Source organism: Thalassorhabdus alkalitolerans, from assembly GCF_042656525.1.
Classification (GTDB): domain Bacteria; phylum Bacillota; class Bacilli; order Bacillales; family Marinococcaceae; genus Thalassorhabdus; species Thalassorhabdus alkalitolerans.
Genome location: NZ_JBHSOZ010000004.1, coordinates 15,448 through 34,705 on the forward strand (window position 1 = coordinate 15,448; position 19,258 = coordinate 34,705).

At 38.0% G+C, this 19,258-nt stretch carries 17 protein-coding genes; 15 read left to right on the top strand and 2 right to left on the bottom strand.

Annotation, left to right across the window (positions count from 1 at the left end; all coding sequences use genetic code 11):
- The first annotated feature begins 26 nt into the window (after window positions 1-26).
- Window positions 27-1,700, top strand: coding sequence for a ribonuclease J (locus tag ACFPU1_RS09600; RefSeq protein WP_054635987.1), 1,674 nt, complete (start codon window positions 27-29; stop codon window positions 1,698-1,700).
- A gap of 81 nt (window positions 1,701-1,781) precedes the next feature.
- Here the strand turns inward: ACFPU1_RS09600 and ACFPU1_RS09605 are convergent, their stop codons facing one another.
- Window positions 1,782-3,128, bottom strand: a complete 1,347-nt coding sequence (locus ACFPU1_RS09605; RefSeq protein WP_385940543.1) for an amidohydrolase family protein — start codon at window positions 3,126-3,128, stop codon at window positions 1,782-1,784.
- Window positions 3,129-3,498: 370 nt separating this feature from the next.
- Between ACFPU1_RS09605 and ACFPU1_RS09610 the strand changes: the two genes are divergently transcribed.
- From ACFPU1_RS09610 to ACFPU1_RS09675, 14 genes are all read left to right on the top strand, one after another.
- Window positions 3,499-4,362: a pirin family protein gene (locus ACFPU1_RS09610; RefSeq protein ID WP_385940545.1), complete on the top strand. Its 864-nt coding sequence runs from the start codon at window positions 3,499-3,501 to the stop codon at window positions 4,360-4,362.
- 46 nt (window positions 4,363-4,408) lie between these two features.
- Entirely contained in the window at window positions 4,409-5,002 is a 594-nt protein-coding gene (locus ACFPU1_RS09615) for a nitroreductase family protein (protein WP_385940547.1), read from the top strand.
- 265 nt (window positions 5,003-5,267) lie between these two features.
- Window positions 5,268-6,725, top strand: a complete 1,458-nt coding sequence (gene yfmT, locus ACFPU1_RS09620) for a benzaldehyde dehydrogenase (RefSeq protein ID WP_385940549.1) — start codon at window positions 5,268-5,270, stop codon at window positions 6,723-6,725.
- Between the two features lie 22 nt (window positions 6,726-6,747).
- Complete coding sequence (locus tag ACFPU1_RS09625) at window positions 6,748-7,608, top strand: methyl-accepting chemotaxis protein (RefSeq protein WP_385940551.1); 861 nt, start codon at window positions 6,748-6,750, stop codon at window positions 7,606-7,608.
- A gap of 375 nt (window positions 7,609-7,983) precedes the next feature.
- Window positions 7,984-8,973: a hypothetical protein gene (locus ACFPU1_RS09630; protein WP_385940553.1), complete on the top strand. Its 990-nt coding sequence runs from the start codon at window positions 7,984-7,986 to the stop codon at window positions 8,971-8,973.
- A 311-nt stretch (window positions 8,974-9,284) separates the two neighbouring features.
- Entirely contained in the window at window positions 9,285-10,211 is a 927-nt protein-coding gene (locus ACFPU1_RS09635) for an NAD-dependent epimerase/dehydratase family protein (RefSeq protein WP_385940555.1), read from the top strand.
- Window positions 10,212-10,229: 18 nt separating this feature from the next.
- Window positions 10,230-10,976 carry a YveK family protein gene (locus ACFPU1_RS09640; protein ID WP_385940557.1) on the top strand — a complete coding sequence of 249 codons (747 nt, stop codon included), beginning with the start codon at window positions 10,230-10,232 and terminating at the stop codon, window positions 10,974-10,976.
- Window positions 10,957-11,592 (top strand): CpsD/CapB family tyrosine-protein kinase, encoded by a 636-nt coding sequence (locus tag ACFPU1_RS09645; RefSeq protein ID WP_385940559.1) that lies wholly within the window; start codon window positions 10,957-10,959, stop codon window positions 11,590-11,592. The genes ACFPU1_RS09640 and ACFPU1_RS09645 overlap by 20 nt, the downstream gene beginning before the upstream one ends.
- Window positions 11,593-11,631: 39 nt before the next feature.
- Window positions 11,632-13,092: an oligosaccharide flippase family protein gene (locus tag ACFPU1_RS09650; RefSeq protein ID WP_385940561.1), complete on the top strand. Its 1,461-nt coding sequence runs from the start codon at window positions 11,632-11,634 to the stop codon at window positions 13,090-13,092.
- Entirely contained in the window at window positions 13,082-14,356 is a 1,275-nt protein-coding gene (locus ACFPU1_RS09655; RefSeq protein ID WP_385940563.1) for an O-antigen ligase family protein, read from the top strand. The genes ACFPU1_RS09650 and ACFPU1_RS09655 overlap by 11 nt, the downstream gene beginning before the upstream one ends.
- Before the next feature lie 13 nt (window positions 14,357-14,369).
- Window positions 14,370-15,467, top strand: coding sequence for a glycosyltransferase family 4 protein (locus ACFPU1_RS09660; RefSeq protein WP_385940565.1), 1,098 nt, complete (start codon window positions 14,370-14,372; stop codon window positions 15,465-15,467).
- A 65-nt stretch (window positions 15,468-15,532) separates the two neighbouring features.
- The gene (locus tag ACFPU1_RS09665; protein WP_385940567.1) at window positions 15,533-16,912 is read left to right on the top strand and encodes a sugar transferase; all 1,380 of its coding nucleotides are present in this window, start codon (window positions 15,533-15,535) and stop codon (window positions 16,910-16,912) included.
- Window positions 16,913-17,546: 634 nt separating this feature from the next.
- The gene (locus ACFPU1_RS09670; RefSeq protein WP_385940569.1) at window positions 17,547-18,272 is read left to right on the top strand and encodes a hypothetical protein; all 726 of its coding nucleotides are present in this window, start codon (window positions 17,547-17,549) and stop codon (window positions 18,270-18,272) included.
- Between the two features lie 26 nt (window positions 18,273-18,298).
- The gene (locus ACFPU1_RS09675; protein ID WP_385940571.1) at window positions 18,299-18,724 is read left to right on the top strand and encodes a universal stress protein; all 426 of its coding nucleotides are present in this window, start codon (window positions 18,299-18,301) and stop codon (window positions 18,722-18,724) included.
- 133 nt (window positions 18,725-18,857) lie between these two features.
- Here ACFPU1_RS09675 and ACFPU1_RS09680 read toward each other — a convergent pair whose 3' ends face one another.
- Entirely contained in the window at window positions 18,858-19,052 is a 195-nt protein-coding gene (locus ACFPU1_RS09680) for a YwbE family protein (RefSeq protein ID WP_054636015.1), read from the bottom strand.
- Between the last annotated feature and the right edge of the window lie 206 nt (window positions 19,053-19,258).

A 19,258-nucleotide genomic window follows, 5' to 3' on the forward strand; every position in this document is an offset into this window, starting at 1 on the left:
TAACATTGCTGTCAGGAGGGATAAATGTGAGCACTAATGAAAATGCTATCTCTATTTTTGCTTTAGGCGGGTTAAATGAAGTAGGGAAAAACATGTATGCCATTGAGTATAAAGATGAAATTATTGTGATTGACTGTGGAAATAAGTTTCCGGATGAAAGCTTGTTAGGGATTGATTTAATTATTCCGGATATGACCTATTTAGTAGAAAATAAGGAAAAGGTTAAAGCGTTAATTGTAACCCATGGTCATGAAGACCATATAGGAGGCATCCCATTTTTCTTGAAGAAAATAAATGTTCCTGTGTTTGCGACGCGTTTTACGCTAGGGTTAATTGAATTAAAATTAAAGGAACATAGAATTCTCCGGGAAACAGAATTAAATCAAATCGATTCAAATTCAAGCCTTACTATCGGTGAAATAAATGTAACCTTTTTCAAAGTAACTCATAGTATTCCTGATTGTTTGGGTATTGTGTTCAGAACTCCAGAAGGAAACGTCGTACATACCGGGGATTTTAAGTTTGATTTAACGCCGGCCATGGACGAACACGCCGAATTCCACAAAATAGCTGACATCGGCATGGAAGGGGTCCTGGCTTTGCTTTCTGAAAGCACAAACGCAGAGCGTCCTGGATCGACCCCTTCAGAGCAGATTGTAGGAGAAAATGTGGAAGAGGTATTTATGAAAGCGGAGGGAAAAGTTTTTCTGTCCACCTTTGCTTCAAATGTAAGCCGTGTTCAACAGGTTGTGGATGCTTCACGGAAAACGAATCGTAAACTGGCTCTCCTTGGACGAAGCATGGTAAACGTCGTAAATGTTGCTATGGAGCGAGGGTATTTAGATGTGCCCGATGGGATGTTAATTGATAAAAAGGAGGTACACGAATTTCCACCTGAGAAGGTTGCTGTTTTGTGTACTGGAAGTCAAGGAGAACCGTTAGCCGCTTTATCGCGTCTGTCTACCGGGAACTTTCGGGATGTGGAGATTTTTGCTGGAGATACAGTGATTCTTGCGGCGGGGCCTATTCCGGGAAATGAACGAAGTGTCAGCAAGATAGTTGATAATTTATTTACCCTTGGAGCACATGTGATATATGGAACGGGAAGCTCTTCGGGGATGCACGTCTCAGGGCATGGGTATCAGGAGGACTTAAAGTTAATGCTCACTCTCCTTAAGCCAAAATATTTTATCCCGATTCATGGGGAACATCGGATGCTTCACCATCACCGATTGCTCGCTGAATCTGTCGGTGTTCAAAAAGACCATACATTTGTCATGGGTAACGGTGAGATCGTGGATATTCAATATGGGGAAGCCCGTTCAACGAGAAAAATACCTGCAGGGAATACGTATGTAGACGGTATCGGTCTTGACGATGTAGAAGACATTGTCCTTCGTGACCGGAAACAGCTTTCTGAAGATGGAATGCTTGTTATCGTGCTAACAATGAGCAAGACTGAAAAGAAGCTGGTCTCAGACCCTGACACTATTTCCAGAGGCTTTGTCTACATGAAAGATTCTGACGAGCTTATTAAGGATGTAAATAAGCTGATAGAAAAGACTGTAAGCAACATGAAAGAAGAAGATAGAAGTGAATGGAATGTAATCAAACAACAGGTCAGAAAAGCCGCTGGGAAGCACTTGTTTCAGCAAACGAAGAAAAAGCCGATGATTTTGCCTATTATCATTGAAGTGTAATATATTTAGAAGCCAAAAGCAGGAGTGGGAAAAGGGAACGATCCTATTCACAACTCCTGCTTTATTTTCCACGTGTCAGATTTACCGTGTCATTTTGTATTGACGGTTAAAAATTGCCTCGCTGGCTGATTCCACTTGCCTTTTGAAGGTTGAGTCACTTCCCTTTAACATTTTGCCATTTCTTTTTACAGGGGTACCGGCTACGAAAACAGAATCAATATTTTCAGGTCGGGCACTCTGGACAATAGCCCCGATAATTTCGTTATTTAAGGGATGCAAATTAAAAGAATCAGGGTTGATAAAGATAAGGTCAGCTTCTTTCCCTTCTTCAAGAGTTCCGGTCTTTTCTTCTAACCCCAGAGCTTTCGCCCCGTTAGCTGTAGCAAAAGTATAAGCGTCGGCTGTGGAAAGGGGAAGGTCTCCCGGCATTTCTCCTCTTTCTAGAAGCTTTTCATTTTGAAGAGCCCTTTCAGCCTGGAGTGCGAATTTCATTTGAGAAAACATATCGCCGGCAGTAGAAACGACTACATCCACTCCTAGAGTTACGAGGCCGTTATTCTCATAAACGCGTCCAGTGGCAGGGTATCCGTGTCCCATCATCATTTCCACTTCAGGTGTTACAGAAACAGACGCACCAGTTTCACCAATAAGTTTGTATTCATGAGGCATGACAGTGTTTACATGAACAAGATTAATATCGGGTCCTAATAAATCAGCGTGATACAGTCTTTCTATAGAGCGATCATGAGGACCCCATGTCCCAAAGCCAATATGCATAGAAGAAATGCAGTCTAACTCCCTGGCCAGATGAATGTCATCAACGGCCGTTTCCCAGGAGCTGAATTCCGGACCTCGAACTCCTAGAGCCATAGTAAGAAGCTGGTCATTTGTCTGGAAATACTCCTTCTTAATTCGCCTGCTATCAACAGGATGTCTTTTTTCGCTGTCTCTTGACCAATATTCATTGTGACCCGAAGTTCCGTGAGCAAATACTGCGCGAATACCTGCATCCTGCAGACCTTTAATGCACGCATCGGCGTGCTCCGGGGTCTCCAGCATGGAGTAATCTAAAAGGGTGGTAACACCCGCATCAAGGGCCTCCAAGGAACCCCATAGATTAGCAAGATAGCTGTCTTCAGGTGTTAAGCGAGAACCCAGGTTATTAAAATAAATACGTTCTAAGTAGGTTTGCAGAGACCAATCAGTGCCAATGTGGCGAATCAATGATTCCCATACATGACGGTGTGTATCTACAAAGCCTGGAGCAATAATCATGTTCCGTGCATCAATTTCTTCTGTAACATCAATACCGTCAATTACGGGCCGTATTTCTTGAATATGTTTTCCTTCAATGAGAATATCCTTTTCTTCCAAGGTTCCGTACTTAGAGTTTAAGACCAGTCCATTTTTTATTAAGGTTCGCTTCATCTGCATCTCTCCTTCATTAGAATTACTAGTGTATCTTCAAGTTCAGAATAATTGGATCATTTTAGAAGTGTCAATTCTTTCGAGGAAGAGAAGGAGGATATCCTTATTTACGTAGGAAAATGTAACTGGAAAGACGTGTGAGTAATACAAAGCACTAAGACCTATATGACAGAAGATAACAGGAAAACGTGGGTGAAATAAAAGGTTTGCTTTAATTTAGTAAGTATGATGAAATCTAGATAAGCACAGCTGTATTTTTAAGAACACCTATTTATCAGGCCTGGAAGCTTGATAAAGTATTATTACACCCTATATAGTTGTTGTAGCAACTATATATAAAAACTATATATAAAGACAAAGGAGTGTCATTATGAGTGAAGCTGTTCAAAGAAATATAAAGGATCACTGGTATGTGAAATATGAAGAAGCAAGCTTTCCCTTCATACAGAAAGGATGGGTGCTGCCAGTCGAGAGGTGGGCAGACTTTGATCCATTTATCTTAATGGCAGAGGATTGGTTTAAAAGAGGGGCGTTTTCAGACCACCCGCACAGAGGATTTCAAACTGTCACCTATGTGATCGACGGCAGGCTTGAACACATTGATAACGGAGGTGGAAGAGATATTTTAGAGCCGGGGGATATGCAGTATATGAATGCGGGCTGGTCGGCCAGGCATGCAGAGGAAGCAGTGGGCAATGATATTGCTCATACCCTGCAGTTGTGGTTAAACCTCCCAAGAGATCTTCGTCATTCTGAAACGTCCTATCAAAATGTCTACGCTGAAGATGCTCCCGTAGTTTCTTTTCAAGGAGGAACAGTAAAAGTTTTTTCCGGAGATGTTGCCGGTGTAACTGGTCCTTTGCAATCGGCAGTTCCAATCACCATGTCTGAAATCACTCTGACGGAGGGAGCCTCTTATACTCATAAATTGCCTGAAACTCATAATGCGTTTGTTTATGTCCTTTCAGGTGACATAGAATTTGGAGAGAGTCCTGTAAATTTAAAAAAACATGGAGCAGGAACCTTAACTTTTAAAGAAAACGGGAATGAAAATAATGAGAGTGATCTTATTATGAAGGCAAACAGCAGGCGTTCAAAGGTTCTTGTTTACTCAGGTACACCGATCAGGGAAGAGATTGTACCTTACGGACCCTTTGTGATGAGCACGATGGATGAAATTAAAGAAGCATATCGTGATTTTCATAATGGAAAGTTTGGTCCCCCTGCCGTATAAGGTATAAGAGAAAGATATTATTACTCTCAAACAGGAGGTGTCTCATTTGGATGTTTTAAAGGCAATTGAGACAAGAAGGAGCAATGGGTTAGTTTCTGATAAACCTGTTCCAGAAGAATTACTCGAAAAAGTTTTAGAGGCCGGTACGTGGGCTCCAAATCACCATAGAACAGAGCCCTGGCGTTATTTTGTATTAACGGGAACTGCCAGAGAACCGTTAGGCGAGGTCCTGGCGGAAATTACTGCTAAAGAAATGGAAGACCCGGAAAGTGAAACGAACAAAAAGAAATTAGAAAGAGTAAAGGCAAACCCCTTTAGGGCTCCTGTTATCATTGCCGTGGGAGTAGAACCGAGTGAAAAGTCAAGGGTAATGGCGAAAGAAGAACACGCCGCTGTCTATGCTTCTATTCAAAACATGCTTTTAGCCGCCCATAGCCTTGGGCTTGGAGTCTTCTGGCGAACAGGCGAAGCGTGCTACAATACAAGGATTAATGAACTGTTCGGACTCTCTGAAAAAGGTGAAATGCTTGCCTTCCTCTATCTCGGCTACCCCAAAAAGGAAATGCCAGCAGGAAAAAGAAAGCATTACAGTGAAGTTACGACCTGGATAAAAGATAAGGGATTTTTCCACAAAGCGTAATTCGAATAAGGCAAAACCGGGGACCAAAGAGGCGTTCCTGGTTTTTTTGTGATTTAGAAGTACATACAATCCTGCAAGAAAAACAAAAAACACTCTAGGTTATTGCTTATGAATTAATGAATGCAGAATAAGTAATGGGTATACATGCAGTGAAGTCCCTATAATAGTGATTTGCTGAGAAACAAAGAAAGGGAATAATAGTTATCAAAACCTTTCACCACTTAGCCGATAATAATGACGACAATATAAACTAGTGGAGGGCAAAATGATAAGCTATGAGACGTTAGGAAAGCAATTTATTGGTGGGAAATGGAGACAGGGTCAAAGCAGTCGTCTCTTAAAAAATATTAATCCTTATAACGAGGAAATCCTTACTGAAATTACAGCAGCCACGGTAGATGATATAGACGAGGCTTATGCCTCTGCACTTGAAGCCAAAAGGGAGTGGGATAAGGTAAACGCTTATAATAAGCGTGATATTCTTGAAAAGGCTGTAGATTACATAAAAGAGCATGAAGAGAAAATAACAGAAATTATTGTAGAAGAGCTAGGGGGAACCCGTCTGAAAGCAGCCTTTGAAATTTCTTTGGTCAAAAATATGATTAAAGAAGCAGCTACCTTTCCTTTACGAATGGAAGGTAAAATTCTTCCCTCGACGGAAGATAGCAAAGAAAACAGACTTTATCGGATACCAGGAGGTGTAGTGGGAGTCATCAGCCCATTTAATTTCCCTTTTTTCTTATCCGTAAAGTCAGTTGCCCCAGCTCTAGGAGCAGGCAATGGTGTAGTGCTGAAACCACACGAAGATTCTCCTGTAACAGGCGGCACTCTAGTCGCCAAAATCTTTGAGGAAGCAGGAATTCCGAATGGACTTTTAAACGTAGTCATAACAGACATTGATGAAATCGGTGATGCTTTTGTTGAACATCCAATACCAAGGATTATTTCCTTTACAGGCTCTACTGCAGTAGGCAGTCATATTGGCCAGTTGGCCGTAAAAAACTTTAAAAAACCATTGTTAGAACTGGGCGGCAATAGTGCTTTTATCATTATGAAGGATGCAGATTTAGATTATGCAGTACAAGCAGCCGTTTTCAGTCGTTTTACTCACCAGGGACAAATATGTATGTCTTCCAATCGCATACTTGTACAGAAACCAATCTATGATGAGTTTATAGAAAAGTATGCTGAGAAGGTATCCTCACTTAAAACAGGAGATCCAAAAGATCCGAATACAATTATTGGACCAGTGATCAATACAAGACAAGCAGAGAATTTGAAAATGGCTGTGGAAAAAGGGATTGAGGCGGGGGCTGTGCCCGTGGTAAGGGGGGCCATAACGGGAAGAATGGTGGAACCAACTGTGCTGGCAGATGTGACTCCTGATATGCTTGCTGCCCAGGAAGAACTGTTTGGCCCGGTGGTATGTGTCATTCCTTTTGAGACGGAGGAGGAAGCAATATCTATTGCGAATAATTCAAAGTTTGGTCTTAGTGGTGCAGTTCACACGGCGAATCTTGAAAAAGGCGTGGAAATGGCTAAGAAAATTCATACAGGAATGATTCATGTTAATGACATTACCATTAATGATGAACCTATCGTTGCATTCGGGGGAGAAAAACAATCTGGATTGGGACGTTTAAATGGAGAATGGAGTTTAGAAGAATTTACAACCTTGCAATGGGTATCAGTGAACTATGAACAAAGGCAATTTCCCTATTAAATAAAAGGATGGTAGATGTGTAATGAGTGAAGCTGTGAGAGAAGAGTCTGGAACAAGTGCGGAACTAATAGATGCTTTTGTCAAAATAGCACCATTATTAAATAGTTTAGTACAAGACGATATTACGGTAGGTATTTATGATACTGAGAAATTAATTATTAATATTCCAGCAAAAACGTTTTCTTTGAACGTAAAGCCTGGAGACCCTCTTACACAAGGAGATATTGTTACCGATGCAATTAAAGATGGTCAAGAAAAAACGTCTCTGGTCCCTAAGGAATTGTTTGGTTTCCCATTGATAGCTCGTGCCATCCCTCTTTATGATCAGTCAGGGAATATTGTAGGGGGAGTAGGCATGGGAACTAGCTTGGAAAAAGCGAACCAGCTCTTTGAAATGGCCGAAAGCTTTTCGGCAATCGTTGAGGAGACGGCGGCTTCTATAGAAGAAATTAATAAATCAGTGGTCATGCTGACTGAGCGAGTAACCGAAGTCTCTTTGCAAATGGAAAATGTAAGTTCAAGCGCAGATGAGATTGGCCAAATTTCAACCGTTGTCAAAGGGATCTCTGACCAAAGTAATTTACTCGGGCTAAATGCTGCCATTGAGGCAGCTCGAGCCGGTGATTCAGGAAAAGGATTTTCTGTGGTGGCCAATGAAATTCGCAAGCTGGCAACAAATTCAAAAGAAAACGTTGATCAGATTAATGAGATCACTAATACTATTCAAGAATTGCTTCAACAGTTAAATGAAGCTTTTCAAGACATTAATAGTCTCACAGACACGCAAGCTGGATCTATCCAGGAGTTTTCAGCCACGATTCAGGAGATAAGCAAAACGGCCCAAGATTTAGCTGAAATGGCTGAAAGCTCTTTATGTCCATAATATGGTTGATTTACAAGAGAGTGTTGATCCAAAATAATAGAGGGACACATGCCAAGCTCTCCCTTCAACGATTAGCCACTTCTTTTTCTGATGTCGAGTCCTTTTAAATGAGCTTAACCGTAGTCATTAATAAAACCGGATTAGGAAGTAACAAAGAGCAGAACCTTTCTCAAAAGGTCTACTGCTCTTTGTTGTCTACAGGAAGGTTTGTTGGTGTTGTCATGTCGCTCCGTTCTTTTCCTTAGTGTTTTTACCCTTCTTTAATATTACTCAAGCTAATTCACTGTTTATTTCTACTATTATTAACAAGGATATGGATAGAATTGTAAAGAATAATATTAGCTATCAGTTTTATTGTAGACGGAGGAGATCACTATGAACGCCAAAGTTTTAATAATAGCAGCAATATTGGTATTACTCATTGGTGCATTCAGCTATTTTCAACTATCAGAAGTGACGAGCAGTGGAGAAGCGGAAAAGGTTGAGCATCAATGGTATATTGAGGCAAATGATTTCATAGAAGAGAGCGATAATGACAAAAGTAAGGGTCTTCAAGAAGCCATAGATTTTGCAGTCGATTCAAATATTGGCAAAGTAAAATTACTAGGAAATGCAACCTTCACATTGAACTCAGGACTGTTATTGAAAGAGGGGGTAGCTTTAGAATTAGGGGAGAATACAAGGTTATCTGTTGAAGGTGATTTTCGCGTGATCGAAATGGAAGAAAACTCTTCATTATCAAACGGCTTTATCGAAATAAACACAGAAGAATTTTCTTCAGAAGTCATTTATCTAGACGGAAGATCACAATTTTGGTCCTGGGGAAAAACAAAGGTTGAAAATGTAGCTCTTATTAATACGACAGGAACCAATCAAGGAATCGGTCTGTCTCTTCATTCTCGAGAGGCCGATCATTATGTAAGCTTTGTGAACTTTAATAATATCAACATTGTAGGCTTTGAAACCGGTATACGTTTACAAGCTGATAATCCTGATGAGGAAGAGGGTTACAGCTGGGTTAATGGAAATAGATTCCATAATATTACTTTGGATAGCTGTGTCTACTGTATAGAATTAAATAGTTCTGTCACTATTCCTGATGAAGTTACAGGGAATTCGTTTCAAGGTTTGCAGGTTCAGTTATCTGATATAACAGAAAAAGTTCTATCTATCAGTGGTTCAGATAATAGATTTGAAGGGGTAATATGGGATGTTCATCTTATAGAGCACGAGGAAGCAGTCATTGAATTTACCCAGGATTCTTACCAAAACAAGTTATCTTCTAATATGAGAGATGGATACATAGAAGACAATGGAGAGAGTAACTATTCTATCTCACCAGGAGAAAGTGGAGATACTAATTAACTTTATTATTGCCCAGCATCATACTTTTAAACAGGATGGTCCTTTTATTGTTCTTTATAGAAAACAAAAAATGAGTGAGAGTAAGAAATTTACAGAAATAAGAAGGATATTTGTGGTGGTTTGGTAATTCAATCTATTTTGAGGATTTTATTTTTTAAAAAAAAGGAATATAATCAAAAAACATTCTATAAATAGCACAAAATACTATTTTTTTATGTTGATTTTATATTTTTTTGTCCATTTGTTCTCAATAAAGCACAAATGTAATCTTAATGAAGAACAATATTGTAAACAAAAAAGGAGTGAACGGCATGAAAGTATTGGTAACAGGAGGAGCAGGGTTTATTGGGTCTCATGTTGTTGAGGAGTTATTACTTAAAGGGTACCAAGTAAGTGTCGTTGACAATTTAATTACAGGGAAAAAAGAAAACCTGCCAAATGGCGTGACCTTCTATAAAGTGGATATTCGTGATAATTTAAATCAAATTTTTGAAAAAGAAAACCCGGATTATGTGATTCATATGGCTGCTCAAGTATCTGTTTCACATTCTATATCGAAGCCTGTATATGATGGGGAGCAGAATATACTTGCAACAATTAATGTATTAAAAGCATGCGTTCAATATAAAGTAAAGAAAATAATTTTTGCGTCAACAGCTGCCGTGTATGGTGAACCTCATTACTTGCCTATTGATGAAAAGCATGAATGGAAACCAATATCTTTTTACGGACTTTCAAAGCTTAATGCTGAATCATATATAAAGATGTTTTCAGAATTATACGCCTTGAATTATACCATTTTAAGATATGCAAATGTTTATGGAATGCGCCAAGATGCTCATGGTGAAGCCGGAGTAGTCGCTATATTTATAGAAAAAATAATGAAAGGGGATAGGCCGACCATATTTGGGGACGGGCTGCAAACCAGAGATTTCATATTTGTAAAGGATGTAGCCAAAGCTAATGTAGCAGCATTAGAAAATGGAGACGACATGGTTTTTAATGTGAGCACTGAAAAAAAGACATCAGTAGTTGAGATTATTGATGAGATGGCAAAAGCTTTCAATAAAGAGATATTTCCACAATTCACAGAAGAAAGAGAAGGAGATATAAGAGATAGTTATTTATCGAATAAAATAACAACATCTGAATTAGGCTGGGAACCAATGTATACATTATCAGAGGGACTGCATGACACTATAAGTTACTATAAAAACATTGCAGTAGAGATTATATAGTGCTTGGAGGAGAAAAGCATGGAAGAAAGTGTGGATATCAAGGGGATTTTGAACATCTTAAGAAGACGGATAATAACAATTGTCATCACTTCTTTTTGTGTGTTTGTATTGACAGCTCTTGCCTTAATTTTTTTAGTTAAACCTACCTATGAAGCGACTGGTTATTTGTTGGTTGGTGAGCTGAAAACCGAAGAACAATACTACGGTGAACGTCAAGAGATCGATATGCTTTTGGCTTCATCTATCGACTTTATTAAAAGTCCCATTATCTTGAATGCTATTAATGGAGAATTTAATATTCCCCATGACGAATTGATCGAAAAGATTACTATTAATAACAATGATAACTCACAAATCATTAACGTGGTTGTAAGGGATAATGATCCGCAAATTGCTAAAGGATTGGCCTCTACTATAACAGAAACGACTGTAGAAACTATGAACGGATCGTTTGACATGGATGCTATTCAAGTTCTTAGCAACACAGAAGAAACCATTTCTTTAACACGAGTGGATAATGTAGCACTGAACTTAGTCATTGGTTTTGTGGTGGCGTTAATAATGGGTGGGAGTTTAGCGTTAATGAGGGATTATTTCGATGACTCTATAAAAAGCTATAAGGAAATTGAAGTCTTAGGTCTCACTGTGTTAGGGGAAGTTGATCTAAAAGATCAGCCACGAAGTCAGAAGACTAAGGCGAATAAAGGATTGGAAGTCGCTAAGAGAAAGAAAGGAGGTAAGATAAGTGCTGAAAAATCATATTAAGAATAAATTGAATGTGATGAGCGGTAGCAGAAGTAACGAACAAATTAAAGTGATAAGTGCAAGTTTAGAAAATGAACTGTCTAAAGGATCCGTATCTTTTATGATTACTTCTCCTCAACCCAGCAGTGATACAGCAGTTATATCGGCCAAGGTAGCAGCAGCCATGGCTCACCAGGATAAAAAGGTATTGCTGGTGGATGGCAATGTTAGAATGCCCTTGTTGCATGAGACTTTTGAAGTGAGCAATAGCACCGGCCTTGTGGATACTCTTATATGGACTGACCCGGAAAAAATGGTCAAAAATGAAAAGGAAACTAATATCCAGGGTCTGTTTTTGCTTCCCGCAGGGGCGAACATAGAGTATCCAGGGGAAGTATTTAAAATTAGTAAGGTCAACAAGCTCATTAGTTACTGGAAAGAGATTTATGACGTTATTATTTTTGCTGCCCCAGCTGCCATTCCTTATTCTGAACCGTATGTACTGGCAGCCGGTTGTGATGGAGTAATAATAGTAGTTCAAAAGAATAGTACAAAAACAGAGGAGCTGCATAAAGCCAAGGAGAGCCTCGAAAGAAGCAATAATAGGATTCTTGGGGTAATTTACCAAACAAAGTAAAAAGATAGTAGCCAGGTATTTCGTTATTAAGGTGGTAATATGAAAAAAAACTCCATCGCAAAAAATGTAATTCATCTATTTTACAGCACGGCCTTATCAAGCGCAATCAATGCTTCAGCGTTAATTGTACTAGCATACTATTTACATTCATATAATTATGGATTATTCAGTGTCGTATTAGCGATTGCCATGATCATGGGGTATTTTACTGATGCTGGATTAAGTGGCATTGTCTTAAGAGAAGGATCCAAAAAAGAAGTAGATACACCTATATTAATGTCTTCTTATATAAAGCTACGCTTTACACTGCTATTGTTTGTTTTTATTGGAGGATTCTTGCTGATTGAAATTGTCCATCAAAACAATCAGGAATTACTGAAGACAGCTTATTATTTAATTATTCCCATGGTTACAGGGGTCGCATTACAAAGCATAGGAACCACGTATTTTCAGTTAGTTGAAAAAATGCATTTTTTTGGATTGATACGTATCGTCTCGGCTGTTTGTCTTTTACTAACTTTATCTATTGGAATGGCTGCTTCGTTAAGTCCATACCTGATCTCTTTTCTCTATGGTTTCTCCTATATGATGGGTGGATTATTTGGACTATATCTAGTAAGGAAACATATAAGAATTCCTGTGAAATGCCCTTTTCATAAGGGGATTTTACAAAACATAGGGGCTTTTACCATTGGTGGATTCTTATTTATCATCTTGCCGCACTTAGGTCCTATTGTATTAGAAAACACAATCAGTCTGGCTGAGGTTGGGTTGTTTGCTGTTGCGTATAGAATACCGCAGGCATTGCAGCAAATTCCATTTGTTGTTGCTGGAGCTTATTACCCAGTTTTGTTTAGGTACTATAACCAACGATTACTTGTTGAACATTTGAAGCTTAACATTAACCAAATCAAGTTTATGGCTTTGATAGGGATGGCTATGTGTGTTATATTTTTTCACCTTTCTGAATTTGTTATTAGCCTTCTTTTTGGGGCGGACTGGCTTGGAGCTGTTGTTCCATTAAAAATCCTTTCAGTCATGCTTGTTCTTCAGTCTGTTAATATAGCCCTTGCAGACGGTTTGACTTCAAGGTCCCGCCAAAATCATCGGATGACAGTACAGTTAATTGCCGTTATATTGGGAGCCGTAATGTATTATTATTTCAGCCTTCCTTATGGTGTAATAGGGGCTGCTTTGGCAGGAGTATGTATTGAAATGCTGGCATTGACAGGGTTTTGGTTATGCAACCCCCACCGGGTTGTTATTGCCAAAAGAGCAATTTTACCCTACATGACATTTTTTGCAATCAGTGTAGGGGTTTGCAGTTATTTCTTGAACCATATTCCTTTGTTAGCCCTTATTATTAACTTACTGTTTATTGGAATCTTTATGATGCTGGATAAAGAAATGAGAGGGAAAATTAAGGAGTTTTTTATAACTAAAACATTGGTTGATCGTTCTGGCATAAATAAATCAGAGGGGGTAAAAGATGGAGCCTAATAAACTCTCAACGTCTGTTCCTTCAAACCTTATTCTGATTCTGATGTTTTTGACGGTGACTTTAGCCAACTATGGTTTATATATAGGATTTGCATTAAAGCCCTATATGATCTTTCTATTTGTCTTTATTATGTTCCATCTATCTTCTTTATATTTTCAAAGAGTTCACCTTTTTGAAATTATTATGGGGATGTTTTATATCATGTATGTCTTCTCAGGAGCGTTTGCTTTATATCCTGGCTCAAGTTTTAGAATCATGGTAGGTATTATCATTTATTTAACTTGTTATTTTATTATGAAATCCATTATCTTACATTTTTCTTCAAAACAGGTTGAAAAAAGCCTTTCATATGCAGGAATAATCTTCAACCTTGCTAGCTTAGTTTTGTATATTTTTGGATTAAATAAATTTGGCTTTACTTTTCAAGGTGAAAGAATTGTTGAGCTTGGAGTCATGGTGGATAGAACGTACCCACGTCTTATTGGTTTGTTAGAGGATCCGAATTTTTTTGTTTTTTATAATACGATATTTTTTGCTTACTTTTTATGTAACACACATGGATTAAGAAACAAAGTGGGCTTGGGTCTCTGTATAATTACAAGTTTACTAACTTTTTCGAGAGGAGGGCTGTTGGCTCTTTTCATTATTTTATTAATCTATTTACTTATGAATAACCCGGTAAAACAGGTCAAAATGTTATTTAGCTTGATTGCTTCTACAAGCATTCTCTTTTATATCACTGTCTTTCATTTAAACCTTAATATATGGGGAATGATAGATGCCAGGTTTGAAGACTTTTCAACGGATGGAGGAAGCGGGCGTTTTGAGTTATGGGAAAGAGCCTGGGAGTTTTTTAATTCTAGTATAGTAGTCGGAATCGGAGCCTTTAATTTTTCAGATTATAATGAATTTTATTTCAATGATGACCTAAGTGTGCACAATACCTTTTTAGATATTTTATCTGAATCCGGCTTACTTGGCATTCTTCCCTTTACTTTGTTTGTAGTAGTTGTATTTGTACAAATGTTCCAGTATCAGGTCTACAGAAAAAAACCTTATTTATTATTAACCTTTATCGGCTATGTTCTTCAAATGCTGTCACTTTCAGTGATTATAAACGATATGTTTTTCATGTATTTGGCTATACTTTCAGTCTACTTGCATAAAGAGAGATTAAAAGAAAAAGAACTGCTATTTAACACAAAAAAAGGGGCCGGCACGTCTCCTGTTTCGCCACAACAAATAAACCATGCAAGTGGATAAAGGAGGACTAAAAATGAATGTGCTTTTACTTACAGATAAGTTAAAAACCGGCGGAGCAGAAATTTACTTTTGTAAGCTAATGAATAAATTACATCATGATAACTGTCATTTCTATGCTGCTGCTGGTCCCGGAGAGCTTTATGAAAAGCTAACTCAAACAAAGCATTTTTGGCAATTGGATCGCAATTCTCATCTTAAAAATATAAGAAAGCTTCGTAAGGTGGTAACAGAAAAAGATATAAACATTATTCATGCCAATAGCTTACGCATGGTTTTCTACTCAATTATTCTTCAAAGCCTCGCAAGAAAACCGGTCCAAATTATTTATACAAAGCATAATGTTACTTATTTAGAAAAGCAACATCCAGCCCTTTTTAGCAAGATAATTAATAAACACGTTGGCAGGGTTATTACAGTTAGTGAATGTGAGAAAGATAATTTAGTAGATTTAGGGGTAGACAGTAGGATAATAGTAACAGTGCATAATGGAGTAGATTTACAACAGTTCACATTCAAGCGTGATAGTGAGAGAAATATAAGAAAGGTAGGAATATTAGCGAGATTATCCAAGGAAAAGAATATTGAGTTCTTCATTGATGTAGCAAACACATGTAAAAACCGTTTAAATATGGAATTCCTTATAGGTGGGGTTGGGACAGAGCTTGAGCAGTTAGAAACGAAAATTAACCAATTGAATTTACAAGAAAATGTAAAGATGGTTGGAGCCGTTAACAAACCAGAGGAATTTCTAAAAAGCATTGATATTTTGCTGTTAACCTCTCATAGAGAAGTATTCCCAATGGTGATCTTAGAAGCTATGGCAGTAGGGACCCCGATTATTTCCATTGATAGAGGAGGGGTAGGAGAAGCTGTGATAGACAAGTCGACGGGTATACTAATCTCTCAGCATGATAAAAACCAATTTGCTGAACAAATCGAGATTCTAACAAATGATGAAAGCATCCGCAGACACGTTATAATTAACGCAAGGGCCAAGGTAGAAAAGGAATTCTCATTGGATGCAATGGTCAATGATACCCTTTCCCAGTATATTGATCTTCATAAAACACAAAAGGAAATGATGATGAAAGAGAGGGAGGCCCATGTCTAATAAAGGTACTCTCCTTTACAAAAAAAGAATTGTTGTAGTTTGTGGGTAAGAGAGGAGGAAAAAGCATGAACATAGAGTCCAATATTCGCCTCGGTAAATTGTTTTTAATATTATTGCATTTGGTACTGTTATATGTCGGTTTTTTTGCAGCCTACGGGGTTTATGAAGCCCTCTCTTCAACAAATGATCTTTTAATAAACCATCAACTTATTCTAATTACATCGTTAGTAGCAATTGTAAGCTTTAATTTATTTGATTTATATTCAAGCTGGAAAAGAAAAAGTATCAAAAACCTTGTTTATTCAATTGTATTGGCGCTTTCGACTGTGTGTTTAATTAATTTAGGGATATCTTGGTTTTCTGAAGTTCCCCTGTCCTCTGGATTGGTGTTACTGGTCTTTGCCTTTCAACTATTTTTTATTGGCGGCATGCATATCCCTTTATGGTCCATACAAAAAAAGAATCATGGCTTAAAAAAAGTTTTGATAATAGGGGAAGACAAAGGAGAGGACGCAGGCCTGGCAAAGAAAATACTTAAGCATCAACCAGGCTGGTTTCAAGTGCATGGATATACGAACGTAAAAAACAAAAATTTAACAAAGAGTGATTTGAGTGTAGTAGATGCAGTATTGATAAGCCCAAGTATTACTGAAGATAAGAAAGCGGAAATGGTTCAGTTAATCAGCAGTAACGGAAAAGAAATTATGGTTGTACCTACCTTTTATAATTTGTTGTTGACTGAGTTGAAGCCAGAACAAATCGATGACATGCTTGTATATTCTTTAAAACCAATGGTTGCAAATAAAGGAACCTTACAGGTGAAACGCCTAATTGATTTTGTATTTTCCATCCTAATAATAATTGCAGCTAGTCCAATTATTATTGCCTTGTTTGTCTTAATTCCTCTTACTTCAAGAGGCCCAGCTATTTTTAAGCAGGAAAGAATAGGGCTTCATGAAAAACCATACATTACTTATAAATTTAGAAGTATGGTTCAGGATGCCGAGAAACTAACGGGTCCAGTTCTCGCTTCCGAACATGATCCACGGATCACTAAGCTTGGAAGAATAATGAGGGCTTTGCGACTGGATGAGCTACCTCAGCTGTTTAATGTTGTGAAGGGTGACATGAGTTTAGTAGGTCCCAGACCTGAAAGAGACTTTTTTATAAAAAAATTTAAGAAAGATATACCTGAGTATGAGCATAGGTTTGCCGTTAAACCAGGTATTACAGGTGTTGCTCAAGTATTGGCTAATTATACAACGACTGTTGAAGATAAACTCAGATTCGACCTTTTGTATGTAAGGAATTTATCTTTAATTCTTGATATTAAAATATTATTTCAGACCTTAAGAGTGGTACTACAGAGAGAGCAGGCGAAAGGAGTGGCAGATGCTGAGATAGAAGAAACACAAAAGAAAATAAAAGTAATGGAACAGCACTAACTAAATATAATTAAAAGAAATGATTAGGATTCCACCAATCTATGTATATTCATGTGATTATTAACCACCGTTCAGTCTAAATTCAACAGTGCAAATAGCATTGAAAGGGGAAGTGAATAACACTAGAGTAACGGAAATCACGGGTGGTGCGACCAAGGTCCTCCTCACATGTTAAAAAATAAAAGCAGCTAAAACAATAACTAATAATCAATCCACTAGCAAAGAAAACGAAAATATATAATCAACTTCCTTAGTTGATTGTTTGGGGTGAGATTCGCACACTTTTTTCAAAGTGTGCGGGTCTTTATTTGTTTGATTTTTTAATTCCTCCGTGCAAAGCTGAACAGTGGAAAGTATGTAAAGATCAATTTATTTTTTACATAGGTAGCCACATCCTTATCGTGTGAAAATAAAAGGTAGGTCAAGACTATGTCAACAAGAGGTGATTAGAGATAAACTGTGATGTACCTCACGGCTCCTCCCTTGTCAATTTATTATAATCAGCCTAATTATAAAAAAAGCCTTCCATCGTCCTGCTTACTTCTCTAAAGTTTCTTTATTTACGCATTTTTATTTACAGGTGGTTTCAAAGTATGGGGGGATGTTTTTGGTGTAAATGTAAGGGGCTGTATTTATGACCTTTGGTATTATTATGATTGGAGTGTTTTATTCCTTTATTTATCTATTCGCATATAAATTGGTGCCTTCAAACAAGCTGAGACGTGAAAAGTGGATTTCTTTTGTTGGCGGGTTAGCAGCTTCTTATGTATTTATTTATGTATTGCCATATCTTCACGACCACCAGCATGCCATCAAAGAAGAATATGGGCGTTTAGCCACTCAAACTGAACTATATTTTGTATGCTTAGTAGGTTTACTCGTTTTTTACGGGGTACAGAAATACTCTGAGGGGAATTTTAGTAAAGTACAAAGTGCATCAAGCACCTCAAACTTTTGGGTGCAGGTATCCTTCTTTGCCCTTTATAACATATTGGTTTCTTATACTCTTGTTTCTACTGAAGTAAGCGGTGTGCAGGCTATGTTTTATGCCTCTGCTCTAGGGCTTCATTTTCTGGTTGTAGCTCACGATATTTGGAGGTATTATCCAACCCAATATGTCGCTGTGGGCAGATATATTATGGCTTCAGGGGTAATGATAGGCTGGATAATGGGGATTTGGCTGTCTATCTCTTATTTACTAGAAGCTATTATTTTTGCATTTATCTCAGGGGCAATGATTCTTAATGTTTTAAGTAATGAGCTCCCCAAACACCGTGAGGCTCATTATCCAACCTTTGCGTTTGGAGTAATTCTTTATACAAGCTCTGCTATGTTTTTTAAGTTCTTTTTTGAATGGTAATCTTAATTGTTGGAGGGAGTAAAGCGGTGAATTCTATATATTCCTCTATTCTGGTAGCAGTAGATGGGACAAAGGAAGCTATGCTTGCATTACAAAGAGCGATAGAAATGGCAAAAGAAAATGACAGTAAGCTGATTATTTCTCATGTAATTGATTACAGTGCGTTTCCCGAAAAGCAGCAAGAAGACCCCGCTTTTATGAAGTTGTCTGAAAGGCACGGGAATGTTCTCCTTGGTATCTGTGAAAGAGAAGCTAGATCCGCGGGACTGAAAGATGTGGAGACCACCCTTAATTTTGGATCTCCTGTCGTGAAAATATCTAAGGAACGCTCGCTGGAATTTGGTAGTGATCTAGTGATAGTGGGAAAGGAATCTAATGAGAAATATGTAAGGGTTTCAGAAAGCATTGCCCGCCATTGCTCATGTGACGTGTTAATTGTCCAAGAAGATTAAAACAGTACTTATTTTAAATAAATGATAAAAGCCAGTTAAAATTTCAGTAGAAAATAATCGAAATATAAATAAGAGAAAGTGTAAAAAGCACCCAGGCGGTGCTTTTTTTGATAGTTAACGTTAGGTGTAAAACCTAATCAATTATATTTTTCACTCGTCCTACCTGGCCATCTTCGAGTCTGACTTTAATACCGTGAGGATGAGTTGCTGATTTTGTTAATAGGTCTTTTACAATTCCTTGAGTCAGCTTGCCGCTTCGCTGATCTTTTTTTAATACAATCTCTACTTTTAAACCCGGGTACAAACTGCTGCGCTGAGTGCCATTCATAAAGCAAACCGCCTTTCTTTCAGAGTTTTTTCTGTACATACAGCTTATCATGTCTCCCTGGCAGTTAGTAGAACTCATTGGCATAAATGGCAAGGGGGAGATTATTGTATGAATTTTATATTTTGTCACAATCTAACAGTGACTACCAGAGGAACAGAGCGGGTAACAGTGAAAATAGGATCATACATTAATTATGGAGGACAGGA